Below are 12,333 nucleotides of genomic sequence, written 5' to 3'. Positions count from 1 at the left end.
TGCGGCGCCTTTTATTCGTCGGGCATGCTTGAAACGAATCAATAAAAATCCAGGGGCAATTCCACTGATGACCAAGGTTCTCTCGCTCACTCTGCTTTCCACCTGCGCCGCGGCGCTGATCGCCGGCTGCGCCGGCAGCAACGTCAACGGCCTCGTCGATGCCGGCGGCTCGCTGTTCAAGGCGGCCACGCTGTCGGACGCGGACGTCAAGACGCTGTCGGAACAGGCCTGCGCCGAATCGGACAAGGAAAACAAGATCGCGCCGGCCAACAGCCCGTACACCAAGCGCCTGACCGCGATCATGGCCGGCCTGAAGGACAGCGGCGTGCCAGTCCAGGCCAAGGTCTACCTGACCAAGGACGTCAACGCCTGGGCGATGGCCAACGGCTGCGTGCGCGTCTACAGCGGCCTGATGGACATGATGAACAACGACGAGGTGCGCGGCGTGCTGGGCCATGAGATCGGCCACGTGGCGCTGGGCCACAGCAAGAGCCAGATGCAGGTGGCCTATACCGCCGTCGCCGCGCGCGGCGCGCTGGCAGCCAGCGCCAACGGCACCGTGGCCGCGCTGTCGCAGTCCCAGCTGGGCGACCTGTCGGAGAAGCTGATCAACGCGCAGTTCTCGCAGGCGCAGGAAACGGCCGCCGACGATTACTCGTTCGATCTGCTGACGAAGAACAAGGCCAACCGCCAGGGGCTGGTGACGGCCTTCGAGAAGCTCGCCAAGCTCGATGGCGGCAAGTCGGGCATGTTCGATTCGCACCCGGGTTCGGCCGATCGCGCCAAACGCATGCAGAGCCGTCTGGCCAAGGGCAGCTGAGGCGCCGGGGGTCCATCGATCGACCTGAAGGGCCGTTGGGGCGAAGCGCTTTGGCGCTTCGCCCTTGTCATATCTGCGCGATTCAATGTCTTCATGGACACGGGCCGGCCGGTAATAAGGACTTTTTATGGCGTAGGGGCTTTCACAGCGCAGGGGCTTTCACAGCGCAGGGGCTTTCAATGCGGCTTTTTTGCAACGTGATTTTCACCGTACTTATAGGTGTCATAAAAGCAAGCGAAGATCGCCCCCGTTTGCGCCGGCAGGGGTTCACGGGTCGAACCCGCGCCACGCTGCCGGCGACAGACTCTGTCTTCCATCACCAGTCAAAAGAGAACACACCGTGAAGAAAGCCCTCCTCGCGCTGGCCGCGACCGCTGCCACCGCCGCCTCAGGCGCAGCGTTCGCCCAAACCAACGTCACGCTGTACGGTATCGTCGATGCCGGCATCGAAGTCATCAGCAATGCCCCGAGCGACGGCGGCGGCGACACCGCCGTGCGCATGAACTCGGGCAACCTGTCGGGCTCGCGCTGGGGTCTGCGCGGCACCGAGGACCTGGGCGGCGGCCTGAAGGGCCTGTTCGTGCTGGAAAGCGGCTTCGATATCGACACCGGCCGGTCGGCCCAGGGTGGCCGCCTGTTCGGCCGCGCCGCCTACGTCGGCCTGCAAGGCAACTTCGGCACCATCTCGCTGGGTCGCCAGCAGAACGCGCTGTACGACCTGTTCGGCGCCTTCGACCCGATGGGCGTCGGTCCGCGCTACTCGCTGAACAGCGTCGACTCGGCCTTCAACGGCCGCGCCGACAACAACATCAAGTACACCGGCAAGTTCGGCGGCCTGACCGCGACCGGCTTCTACAGCTTCGGCCGCGACAACAACGGCGAAGTCCCGGGCGAAACCAAGGTGGCGCGCCAGTTCGGTGGTGGCCTGTCGTACGCGGCGGGCGGCTTCTCGGTCGGCACGGCCTATGACCAGTACCAGGGCGCCACCGTCGCGCTGCAGGACCGCGCGGCAAAGCGCCTGGCGGTCGGTACCGCCTACGAGTTCGGCGCCGCCAAGGTGTTCGCCGGCTATCGCTGGATGCGCGACGAGGGCGTGGGCAGCGCCACCGCCACCAGCGTCCGCAGCAACCTGTACTGGGCCGGCGCTCGCTACAAGTTCACCCCGGCCTTCAGCCTGACCGGCGCGGCCTACTACGAAGACACCAAGAACACCGGTGCCGATCCGTGGATGTTCGTGCTGTCCGCCGACTACTCGCTGTCCAAGCGCACCGACGTCTATATGAACGTTGGCTACGTGCGCAACAAGGACGGTTCGGACCTGGGCCTGAACGGCGCGGGTACCGCCCAGGCCGGCGAGAACCAGACCGGCGTGACCATCGGCATGCGTCACCGCTTCTAAGCGAAGCCTCCGAAGGCCCGCCACGCGGGCACGCGGCGGCGCCAGGGCACTCGCGCGCCGCCGCGCGAACGATCATATCGACCTTGTCTTCTTCATGGGTGCAAGGACGTTGGGCCGGTAGGACTACCGGCCCCTTTTTATTTCGCCCCTCATTGGCGGCCCTCATTGGCGGCCCTCATTGGCGCCCTCCTTGGCCCCATCGAATGCCGTACCGCGGCATGGCTTGAAGATTTTTGATGGTGTCGCACAAACCGGCGCCGGCACGGCGACCCGATCGCGCGCTAGCATCGGGGCTTTCGTTGTTCCGTGTCCCCGCGCATTGCCCCATGACGTTTGTCGTAACTGATGCCTGCATCCAGTGCCGCTATACCGATTGCGTCGAGGTCTGCCCGATGTCGTGTTTCCACGAAGGGCCGAATTTCCTCGTGATCGATCCCGACGAATGCATCGATTGCTCGATGTGCGTGCCCGAATGCCCGGTCGGCGCCATTTATTCCGAAGAGAATCTTCCCGAAGACCAGCGGCATTTCGTTGGGATCAATGCCGAATTGGCCCGCAAGACCGAATGGAAACGGCTGACGCATGCCAAGGGGCCGTTGCCGGAGCATGAGGCCTGGGCCCGGGTCCAGGGCAAGCTCGACAAGCTGATCCGCGATTGAAGCATCGCGCTCGGCCGTAACGGGAAATCACGGAAAAAAAAGATGGGCCCGCAGGCCCATCTTCACCGTGGCGATTGGCGGACCGTCAATCGGTCGCCAACCGGGACGCCTAATCAGCAGCGGCCCTTCTTCGCCTGTCCCGGCGGGCAGTGGTACGGGCCGGGGCCCGGGTCCACCACGACCGCGCCCGGCGTGACCACCGCACCGTGCGGGGTATAGACAGCGCAGCCGCCGAGCAGCGTGCCGGCGCCGATCAGCAGCGCGCAAATTCCCTTCATTGCCTTCATTGCGTTTTCCTGGTTTTTCGTTGGGGGTTCATTGCATCAGAACTGGAAGTTTGCCGTCGCATCGGTCGCCGACACGTCGCGGTCGGTGCTCAGCGTGGCGCCAGTAATCGATGTCGCCGTGACAGTGTACTTGCCCGCGGCCGCCGTGTCGGCAGCGAGGGCGATCGGCAGCGTCGGCTGATACGTTCCCACCAGCGGCGCGGCGGCCGGCACGTTCAGCTGATAGGCGCCGGTATCGAAGTTCGCATTGGCGACGGCCACTTCGATCGGCGAGCCGGCGACGGTCTGCTTCGCCTGCACGAAGGCCTGCGCGGATGCGGGCAGCACCGAGCCGGTGATCCGGCGCATCGGCGAGGCCGGCAGCGTGATCGGCGCCGCCGAGGTCGAGACCGTGGTGGTGGTCTGCGCGGTGACCGGCACGTTCTGGATCACGCCGGTGGCACGATCGTTCTGCACGACCACCACGCTGTAGTTGCCGGCATCGCTGCTGCGCAATAGCGGCGACAGCGTGAAGGCGCCATTGCTGTCTGCCAGCGTGCCCTTGATGGTCACGCCATTCTGCTGCGCGTAGACAGTCGCGCCTGCCTGTGCCGGCGAGACATAGCCCTGGATCGCGCCGCTGACCACCAGCGGCACCGCGGTCACCACCGGCTTGAGCGCATAGGAACCGTTGCCGCGCTGCACGATCGAGCGGCACGCATCGAAGTCGAGCACCAGGTCGACCAGCGTGTCGGGCTGCACGGTAAACGGACGGATGATCTTGTACCCGCTCTGGGTCGCGCTCGGCGTATCGAGCGGCTGTTCGGCGCCGCCCGTGGGCACCACCGAGTTGGCGAGGGAATTGCCGGTATTGCGATCGAGCACCAGGCGGATCTGCTGGTATTGGCCGGCCGGCAGCACGGTCTGCCCCAGCTTGGTCAGGGTGCCGTTCTGCAGCGACAGCAGGTCGATGCGGCGGGACGGATTGACGTCGATCTCGGCCCAGCCGCCGGTGCCGTCTTCGGCGTTGGCGCTGGTATGGACGCGGATCTTGTCGACGGTGACGAAGACATGATCGAAACCGCAGGCGGGCGCGTCCGTCATCGATACGCTCAGCGTACCCTTGCCGCCGCCATCGTCATCACCGCCGCCACCGCAGGCGGCCAGGATTGCGGCAGACGCGGCCACGCCGAATGGCAGCCCCCGGTACTTGAAATTGGTTCTCATTTCCCTCTCCTTGACTTCCTTATTGGGAATCTTGAGCATAATTTCCGATCGCTCCGGAAAGGCGTGACATATTGTAAGAGCTGAAACACGGCGCGCTTTTTGCGAACTCCATTGCGTTTTCGAACCACCGGAATTAACGGAGCGATTACCGCAATTGGCGCGCGGAGTCCGGAGCTCCGCGTTCAAGAGCTCGGAACCAGAGTTCGAAACCTGAAGCTCAGAACGCATACGACAGCGATATCCCCGCAAATGCATTGCGCCCCGCCGCGGGCTCGAAATATCGCCCATTGCCATCGTTGACGATCACCGAACCCGCATAGCGGCGGTCGAACAGATTGTCGATGCGCGCAAAGGCATTGACCGTCCAGCGGCCGAATGGCATCGCATAGCCCGCGTGAATGCCGGTCACGACATAGCCCGGCGCGCGGTCGCTGTTGCGGTCGTCGACCGGCACCGCGCTCAGATAGCGCAGATCGATGCCGGCGCGCCAGCCGCGCGGCGGCGCCCAGCCCAGCGAGCCATAGAACGCGTGGCGCGCGGTGCCGGGCAGGCGGTTGCCGGCGACGATGCCGGGCGGCACGGTGTCGCGAAAGGTCGCATCCAGAAAGCTGTACGCGAGTTGCGCCTGCCAATGACGGTGCAGCACGCCGCTCCAGCCCAGTTCCACGCCCTGGCGCAGCGTGCGGCCGGCATTGCGATAGCTCGCGCGGCCGCCGCTGCTGGTCGCGGTGACGATCTCCTGGTCGGTACGGGTCTGGAACAGCGCAGCCGTCAGCAGGCCGCCGGCGAGCTTCTGCTTGGCGCCGACTTCCACCGACGTGCTGGTGGCCGGCCGCAACGCGAAATTGAGGCCCGCCGCGCCATCGGGCCGATACGAGATCTCGTTCAGCGTCGGCGTCTCGAAGCCGCGTCCCGCGGTGGCATACAGATTCAGCGATTCGCCGACGCGATAGCGCAGCGCGCCCACGGGCAGCCATTTGTCGTAGCGCACCGAGCCGCTGTCGTCGCCATTCGCGCCGACGATATAGCGGTCGCTCGACGAGAAGCGCACGGTGCTGTGGCGCAGGCCCGCTTCGACGGTCAAGCGCGGCGTGAGGCCCAGCGACGCCTGCAGATACTGATCGAAGTTCCACACCGTATTGCGTTCGTCGCGCCGCAGCCGGCCCTGTTCGCCGAGCACGGGCTGCCCCGAGCCGCCGATGAAATTCTCGTAGCCGCGGCGCGCTTCCTCCATCGTGTCGTAGGCGAGCCCCGCAATCAGCGTCAGCGGCATGTGGCCGATCCGAGCATGGTGCGTCCAGCGCAGGTCGGCGCCGCCGTAGTCGCGCGCCAGATCGATGACACCACCCGCCGACAGCGGGCTGCGCTGCGCCGCCGGCGGGATCGACAGGAACTGGCGCGTCTCGCGCCGGCCGTAGTAGATCATCGCCATCAGCGTGTTGTCGGCGTCGATCCGACGCTCATGGCGCAGCCCGCCCTGCGCCTGCTGCACGGTCTTGCGCGTATGGAACTGTTCGGCCAGCGGCGCCGAGCGCGGCGCGCTCTCGAACTGCGCGCGTGTCAGCCCGAGCGGGTCCTGCGCGCTCAGGTCGACCGCATTGGCGACCAGCGTCCAGCCGCTGTCGGCATCGGGACGCCACGTCAGCCGCGCATTGCCGAGGTTCTTGCGCGCGGCGCTGTGGTCCCGATATCCCTCGGTGGTGAAGCGCGATGCGCTGACCAGATAGTCCAGGCCCGGCTCCCCCTCGGCCGGCGCGCCGCTGGCCTTCAGGCCATGGCGCCAGGTGCCGTAGCTGCCGGCGCCGAAGCTGCCTTCGAGCAGTGGCGGACGCGCGCCGGGTTCGGTCCAGACCTGGATCACGCCGCCCGATGCGTTGCCGTACAGCGCCGATGCGGGGCCGCGCAATACCTCGACGCGGTCGATCGAGGCGATATCGATGTTCGAGGTCTGCCCCTGCCCGTCCGGCATCGTGGCGGGAATGCCGTCGACATAGAGGCGCAGCCCGCGCACGCCGAAGCTCGAACGCGCGCCGAAGCCCCGGATCGACAACTGCAGGTCCTGTGCGTAGTTGTGCCGGTCCTTGACCAGCAGGCCCGGCACGCCGCCAAGCCCTTCGCTCAGATTGATCTGCGGCCGGCTATCGCGCAGCGCGCCGCCAGCCACCACATCGGCCGATGCGGGCGTATCGAACACCGAGGCGTCGATGCGCGTGGCCGTCACGACCACCGGCGCCAGCGCCGGCTGCGCGTCCGGCTCCGGCACGGCGGGCGCTTGCTGTGCGCCGGCCCATCCCGACAGCGGCAGCAGCATGGCCGCCGCCCACCCCGCTCCACCGCCCCTCATCGGCGCTTCGCCGTCATTGCCGTCACGCGCCAGACCACGTTGCCGACATCGTCGGTTACCAGCAGCCCGCCGCGGCGATCGTCCTTGACGTCGACCGGGCGGCCATGGGCGCGCTCCTCGCCGTCGAGAAAGCCGGTCAGCACATCGATCGGCTCGCCGTTCGGCATGCCGCCGCGGAACGGCACGAAGATCACCTTGTAGCCGCTCTTTGGCTTGCGGTTCCAGGAGCCATGCTGGCCGACGAACAGTCCCTCGCGGAACGGCGCGGGCCAGTGCAGTCCGTCCGCAAACGTGATGCCGAGCGAGGCGGTATGCGGACCCAGCGCATAGTCGGGCACCAGCGCGGTGGCCACCAGCTCGGGCCGCTGCGGCTTGACGCGCGTATCGACGTGCTGGCCCCAATAGCTGTAGGGCCAGCCGTAGAAGCCGCCATCCCGCACCGACGTGATGTAGTCCGGCACCAGGTCGCTGCCGATCTCGTCGCGCTCGTTGACCGCGGTCCACAGCTTGCCGGTGACCGGTTCCCACGCCAGGCCGTTCGGATTGCGCAGGCCCGTTGCATACAGCCGCATCTTGCCGCTGGCGCGATCGAGCTCCCAGATCGCGGCCCGGCCCTGCTCGATCTCCATGCCCTTCTCGGCGACGTTGCTGTTGGAGCCGACCGTGATGTACAGTTTGCGGCCGTCGTGGCTGGCGATCACGTTCTTGGTCCAGTGATGGTTGATGCCGGCGGGCAGGTCCACCACCTTGACGCCGGGCTCCTCGATCCGGTCGGCGCCGGGACGATAGCGGAAGCGGACCAGCGCGTCGGCATTGGCGACATAGAAGTCGTTGCCGACCAGCACCATGCCGAACGGCGAGTTCAGGCCCTGCAGGAAGACCGAGCGCTTGTCGGCGACGCCGTCCCGATCGGTGTCGCGCAGCAGCGTGATGCGGTTGGCGCTCGGCGTGCCGGCACCGGCGCGCTTCATCACCATCTTCATGACCCAGTCGCGGATGCCCTTGCCCGATTCCGGCTTGGGCGGCGCGTTCGACTCCGCGACCAGCACGTCGCCGTTGGGCAGCACATAGAGCCAGCGCGGATGATCGAGCCCGTCGGCAAACGCCGTCACCGCGAGCCCGGGCGCGGGCGTCGGCCGCGCCCCTGCCGGCCAGCCGATCGCCGGCGCGATGTCCACGGTCGGCAGCAGGGTCTTGTTCGGCGGCGGCAGGGTCGGCGACGGACCGGTGCCCTGCGCCACCGTCAGCGTGGCGCGGTCCCCCATGCCCAGCAGGAAGCAGCCGCCGACCAGCAGCATGACGGCACCCATCACGATGACAAGGCGAACCTTCCTCATGACGCACTCCTCGATGGTTTGCGACCTGACAGGTCTTGCGACAAGTATCGGCGCGAATGCCGCCGCTGCCAGCGGTGGCAAACCCGGTTCTGTGCATTCTAAGGCACCGCTGTCCGTCGTCCCCGTGGACGCGCCCCCCCAACGCGCGGACCCGGCGTCCTGCCGCCGCCCAAGGGCCGTCGGCCGCGCCTTCGGGGACGCGACCGATGGAGCGGCGGATGTCGATTTGACTCGAAGCCGTTCGACAACAGGACAGGAGCCGCCGCCCTGGCACACCGGCCACGCCGGGTCCACCCCATGCGGCGGGTTCGAAACCGAACCGACAAGGAGCACATCATGAGCATCAGCAAGGACGAGCAGACCATCGCGCAGATGATGGAAGACTGGGCCCGCGCGCTGGAACGGCGCGACGCCGCCGCCATGACGGCGAACTATGCGCCCGACGTGGCGCTGTTCGACGTCAAGCCGCCCTATGCGCTGCAAGGTGTCGACGCATATCGCGCCACCTGGGAGGCGTGCTTTCCGTATCTGCCCCGGCGCTTCCGCTCCGAACGCAAGGACATCGCGCTGACCGTCGGCGCCGATCTCGCGTTCTGCCACTGCCTGAGCCGCATCGCACCGGTGGACGAGCCCGACCATCCGGCCGGCGGCACCTGGATCCGCATCACGGTCTGCTTCCAGAAGCGCGATGGGCGCTGGCTGGTGGCGCACGAGCATGGCTCGCTGCCGTTCGATCCGATGACCGAGAAGGTCGTCTATATCGGGGATACGGAGGCGGAGACGGCCTGAACGACCATCCGAGCGCATTTACCGGACGGCTTGACAAGGGGAGTACGAAGCATAAAATTGCACGACGTTCAACATTAAGCGACGTGCAAATGGAAGCCACGCCTCGGCGAACCGCCCATCGAACTGCCCAGACCCCGTTCGACCCGCCCACCGCCGCCCCGCCTCCCGCGGGGCGGCGTCAGCGCAAGCGCAATCAGACGCTCGACCATCTGGCGGCCACCGCCTTCGACCTGTTCGAGACGCATGGCTACGACGCGGTGACGATGGAGCAGATCGCCGCGCAGGCCGACGTGGCCAAGGGCACGCTGTACAACCACTTCCCGGTCAAGGAGGCGCTGCTGGCCCACCAGTTCCACGGCGAGCTGGCCGCGGGACTGCAGCAGTTGCGAGGGGCGCTCGACGGCCTCGGCAGCTTCCAGGCGCGGCTGTGCTATCTGCTGTCTGCCTCGGCCGACTGGTGCGAAGCGCGCCGCGGTTACCTGCCGCACTATCTGCGTTTCCGCTTTCTCGATCTAGGCCCGGGGCGCTTCGGGCAGAGTGCCGGCGGCAACAGCGACGGCAACGGCAGCGGCGAAGCAGCCCCAAGGCGCAGCGGCATGGACCTCGCCTTCGATGCGCTGATGGCGGCGGCCCAGCAGAGCGGCGAGCTGCGGCGCGACCTGCCGTCGGGGCAGCTCGCCACGCTGTTCCATCATCTGTACCTGGGCGCGCTGATGCGCTGGCTCGCGGCGCCCGCCGGCGACCTGCGCGCCGAGTTCGCGGCCATCGTCGACCTGTTCTTCCACGGCGCGGCACGCGCGGCCGAGCCGGAGCGCGCACCATGAGCGCCCGCTGCTCGACTGGCCGGCCGCCGCGGTGCAAGGGCCGGCCGCCGCCGGCGGCAAGGGCTGGCAGCTGGCGCTGATGGCGCAGCTCGGCGTGCCGGTGCCCGACGGCTTCGTGATCCATGCCGACGCGAGCCGCGGCCGGCGCGCCGGCGATCCGGTGCCCCAGGCCCTGCGCGACGCGCTCGCGCGCGAACTGGCGGTGCGGGATTGGGAAACCACGCCGCTCGCGGTCCGCTCGTCGGCCCCGCAGGAGGATTCGGCGCAGGCCTCGTTCGCCGGCATTCACCTGTCACGGCTGAACGTGACCGGCGTGGATGCCGTGGCCGAGGCGGTGCAGGCGGCCTGGGATTCGGTGTGGGAGCCGGCGGCGGTCGCCTATCGGCAACGCCTCGGTCTCGACCGGCAAGGACACCAACCGGCGATGGCGGTGGTCGTGATGCCGCTGCTGCCGGCGGTGGCGGCCGGCATCGCCTTCACCTGCGACCCGCTGTCCGGCCGCGACGATCAGTTGCTGATCCACGCGCATTGGGGCCTGGGCGAAGCGCTGGTCGGCGGACAGGCCGATGGCGACGAATATCGGCTGCAGAGCAACGAAAGCACCGATGGCGACGATGCGCTGCGCGTGATCGCGCGCCGCCTCGGCGGCAAGCAGCGCATGACGCGGGTCCTGTCCGGCGGCGGCACCACGGTGATCGACACGCCCGCGCAGCAGGCCGCCGAGGCGGTACTGTCCGACGCGCAGGCCATCGCGCTCGGCGGGCTGTCGCGCGATGCCGCCAGCGCGCTGGACTTCGCCAATCCCCGCTATGACATCGAATGGGTCTGGGACGGCGAGCGCTTCTGGATCGTGCAGGCCAGGCCCGTCACCGCGCGTGCGCGGCACACCTATCCGGCGCTGCGCGAGCAGCCGCGCTACTGGTCGCGCGGCAATACCCGCGAGATCATGCCCGACCCGCTGTCCGCGCTCGACTGGCACGGCTGCCGCACGATGGCCAACCGGATGCTGACGCTGGGCTTTTCGCTGTCCGGCTATCCGATCCTGCCCGGCACCGAGCACGCGGCGCTGTTCGACGGCCGCCTGTATCTCGACGTGTCGCTGATGCAGTGGGAGTGCTACGACGCGCTGGGCGTGCGTCCCGACGCCGTCAACGGCCTGCTCGGCGGCACGCAGCCGGAGATCGCGGTGCCGCCTCCCAGCGCGCGCGACCGCCTCGCCCGCGGCCTGCGCATGCTGCGCTATCTGGCGCGCTCGCCGCGGCAACGACGCCTGGGCGAAGCGGCGCTGGCGCGCGCCGCCGAGCAGACGCGCCAGTGGCGCGAGCAGGCGCTGCCCGCCGATCGCGGCGCGCTGGCCCGGCTGCTGCGCGAGCAGTTCCGCACGGTCGCGCAGGCCGATCCGCTGTTCTTCCTGCAGGGCTCGGCCGGCGGCACGCTCGCCGGGCTGGTCGATCTGGTCGAGAAGTACTGCCCCGGCGAGGGCTATGCGGTGACCGCGGCGCTGATGGCCGGGGGCGAGCCGAGCGTCACCGCGCAGCAGGGCTATGCGCTGATCGCGTTGGCCGAGACCGCCGCGGCGGATGCCGAAGCGCTGGCGTGGCTGCGCAGTCCGCAGCGGATCGGCGCGCAGTGGGAGCAACGGCTGCCCGCGCACAGTCCCTTTCGCCGCGCGTTCGCCGAATTCCTGGAGCGCTACGGCCATCGCGCCACCGCGGAAAGCTATGTGCGGCAGCCGCGCTGGCGCGAGGCACCTGACTATCTGCTCGACACCGTGCTTGGCATGATCGGCAGCGACGCGCACGCGGTGCGGCAGCGCCAGCGCGATGCCGCGCGCCAGGCGTGGCAGCGTCTGCGCGCCGCGATACCGCCGTTGGCTCGCCCCGCGATGCTGCCGCTGCTGCGGCGGATGGTGCGGGTCGCGACGCGCGAGTGCAATCAGCGCGAGGCGGCGCGCAGCGCGTTGATGCGGTATCTCGAAGTGGTGCGGCGCACCGCGCTGGCGCTAGGCGCGCAGTTGACCCGTGCGGGCGCGAACGCTGACGAGGGCAGCAACGAGGACGACAAGGAGAACGGCAACGACGCCGGCTTGAAGCGGGCCGACGATGTGTTCCATCTGACCGCGTTCGAATTGCTCGCGGCCGCGGAAGGCCGGATGCCGCTGCAGCACGCCGCCCGGCGCGCGGCGCGGCGCGCCGAAACGCTGGCGCGTCAGGCCGGGCAGACCGAGCCTGCGGTGATCGTCGAGCAGCCGGGCGCATTGCCGGCGGTGTTCCCCTCGTCGGAACCGAGCGCCGCGTCGGTGGCAGATGCCGCCGCCGGGCGCTGGTCCGGCACGCCAGTCGGCGCCGGGCAGGCGCAGGGACCCGCTTGCGTCGCACGCAGCCCGCAACAGGCGACGGCGATGGCCAATGGCGACATCCTGGTGGCGCCCAGCACCGATCCGGCCTGGACGCCGCTGTTCCTGCGCGCCGGCGGCCTCGTGATGGAGACCGGCGGCTACCTGTCGCATGGCGCGATCGTCGCGCGCGAGTTCGGCATTCCGGCCGTGGTCAATCTGCCCGGCATCCTGTCGCAACTGGCCGACGGCGACACGCTGGCGGTGGACGGCAATCGCGGCACCGTACAGCGGATGGCCGCAAAACGGGTGGCCGCCCGCTAGCGGCCCGAA

At 68.5% G+C, this 12,333-nt stretch carries 10 protein-coding genes; 6 read left to right on the top strand and 4 right to left on the bottom strand.

Annotated elements, in window-relative coordinates:
* Positions 1 to 67 precede the first annotated feature (67 nt).
* From loiP to fdxA, 3 genes are all read left to right on the top strand, one after another.
* Entirely contained in the window at positions 68 to 820 is a 753-nt protein-coding gene (loiP, locus tag KZ686_RS22030) for a metalloprotease LoiP (protein WP_149316271.1), read from the top strand.
* 340 nt (positions 821 to 1,160) lie between these two features.
* A complete protein-coding gene (locus tag KZ686_RS22025) occupies positions 1,161 to 2,219 on the top strand; it encodes a porin (RefSeq protein ID WP_150082486.1) in 1,059 nt (352 codons plus the stop codon).
* Positions 2,220 to 2,545: 326 nt separating this feature from the next.
* Entirely contained in the window at positions 2,546 to 2,878 is a 333-nt protein-coding gene (gene fdxA / locus KZ686_RS22020) for a ferredoxin FdxA (protein WP_226106345.1), read from the top strand.
* A gap of 113 nt (positions 2,879 to 2,991) precedes the next feature.
* Here the strand turns inward: fdxA and KZ686_RS22015 are convergent, their stop codons facing one another.
* The 4 genes from KZ686_RS22015 to KZ686_RS22000 form a co-directional block, all read right to left on the bottom strand.
* A complete protein-coding gene (locus KZ686_RS22015; protein WP_174105085.1) occupies positions 2,992 to 3,165 on the bottom strand; it encodes a hypothetical protein in 174 nt (57 codons plus the stop codon).
* A gap of 36 nt (positions 3,166 to 3,201) precedes the next feature.
* Positions 3,202 to 4,371, bottom strand: coding sequence for a DUF4382 domain-containing protein (locus KZ686_RS22010; protein ID WP_265633676.1), 1,170 nt, complete (start codon positions 4,369 to 4,371; stop codon positions 3,202 to 3,204).
* Between the two features lie 217 nt (positions 4,372 to 4,588).
* A complete protein-coding gene (locus tag KZ686_RS22005; protein ID WP_265633674.1) occupies positions 4,589 to 6,682 on the bottom strand; it encodes a TonB-dependent receptor family protein in 2,094 nt (697 codons plus the stop codon).
* Positions 6,683 to 6,711: 29 nt separating this feature from the next.
* The gene (locus KZ686_RS22000) at positions 6,712 to 8,052 is read right to left on the bottom strand and encodes a PQQ-dependent sugar dehydrogenase (protein ID WP_407648568.1); all 1,341 of its coding nucleotides are present in this window, start codon (positions 8,050 to 8,052) and stop codon (positions 6,712 to 6,714) included.
* 336 nt (positions 8,053 to 8,388) lie between these two features.
* On the opposite strand from KZ686_RS22000, the gene KZ686_RS21995 reads away from it, so the two are divergent.
* The 3 genes from KZ686_RS21995 to KZ686_RS21985 all read left to right on the top strand — a co-directional run bounded on the left by KZ686_RS21995 (position 8,389) and on the right by KZ686_RS21985 (position 12,324).
* On the top strand, positions 8,389 to 8,841 hold the full coding sequence (locus KZ686_RS21995; RefSeq protein WP_265633672.1) for a YybH family protein: 453 nt from the start codon (positions 8,389 to 8,391) through the stop codon (positions 8,839 to 8,841).
* Between the two features lie 89 nt (positions 8,842 to 8,930).
* Positions 8,931 to 9,665, top strand: a complete 735-nt coding sequence (locus KZ686_RS21990) for a TetR/AcrR family transcriptional regulator (protein ID WP_265633671.1) — start codon at positions 8,931 to 8,933, stop codon at positions 9,663 to 9,665.
* A 31-nt stretch (positions 9,666 to 9,696) separates the two neighbouring features.
* The gene (locus KZ686_RS21985; protein ID WP_265633670.1) at positions 9,697 to 12,324 is read left to right on the top strand and encodes a PEP/pyruvate-binding domain-containing protein; all 2,628 of its coding nucleotides are present in this window, start codon (positions 9,697 to 9,699) and stop codon (positions 12,322 to 12,324) included.
* The last annotated feature ends 9 nt before the right edge of the window (positions 12,325 to 12,333 follow it).

The sequence above is a fragment of the Cupriavidus cauae genome (assembly GCF_026210475.1).
GTDB lineage: Bacteria > Pseudomonadota > Gammaproteobacteria > Burkholderiales > Burkholderiaceae > Cupriavidus > Cupriavidus cauae.
Note: the sequence above shows the minus strand (reverse complement) of the source record. Positions and strands in the feature narration are given on the sequence as shown.

Bases quoted from the DNA above. Each gene is read 5' to 3' on its own strand.
- loiP (WP_149316271.1), top strand. From the start codon at position 68: ATGACCAAGGTTCTCTCGCTCACTCTGCTTTCCACCTGCGCCGCGGCG.
- KZ686_RS21995 (WP_265633672.1), top strand. From the start codon at position 8,389: ATGAGCATCAGCAAGGACGAGCAGACCATCGCGCAGATGATGGAAGAC.
- KZ686_RS22000 (WP_407648568.1), bottom strand. From the start codon at position 8,052: ATGAGGAAGGTTCGCCTTGTCATCGTGATGGGTGCCGTCATGCTGCTG.
- fdxA (WP_226106345.1), top strand. From the start codon at position 2,546: ATGACGTTTGTCGTAACTGATGCCTGCATCCAGTGCCGCTATACCGAT.
- KZ686_RS22005 (WP_265633674.1), bottom strand. From the start codon at position 6,682: ATGCTGCTGCCGCTGTCGGGATGGGCCGGCGCACAGCAAGCGCCCGCC.
- KZ686_RS22015 (WP_174105085.1), bottom strand. From the start codon at position 3,165: ATGAAGGCAATGAAGGGAATTTGCGCGCTGCTGATCGGCGCCGGCACG.
- KZ686_RS22010 (WP_265633676.1), bottom strand. From the start codon at position 4,371: ATGAGAACCAATTTCAAGTACCGGGGGCTGCCATTCGGCGTGGCCGCG.
- KZ686_RS21990 (WP_265633671.1), top strand. From the start codon at position 8,931: ATGGAAGCCACGCCTCGGCGAACCGCCCATCGAACTGCCCAGACCCCG.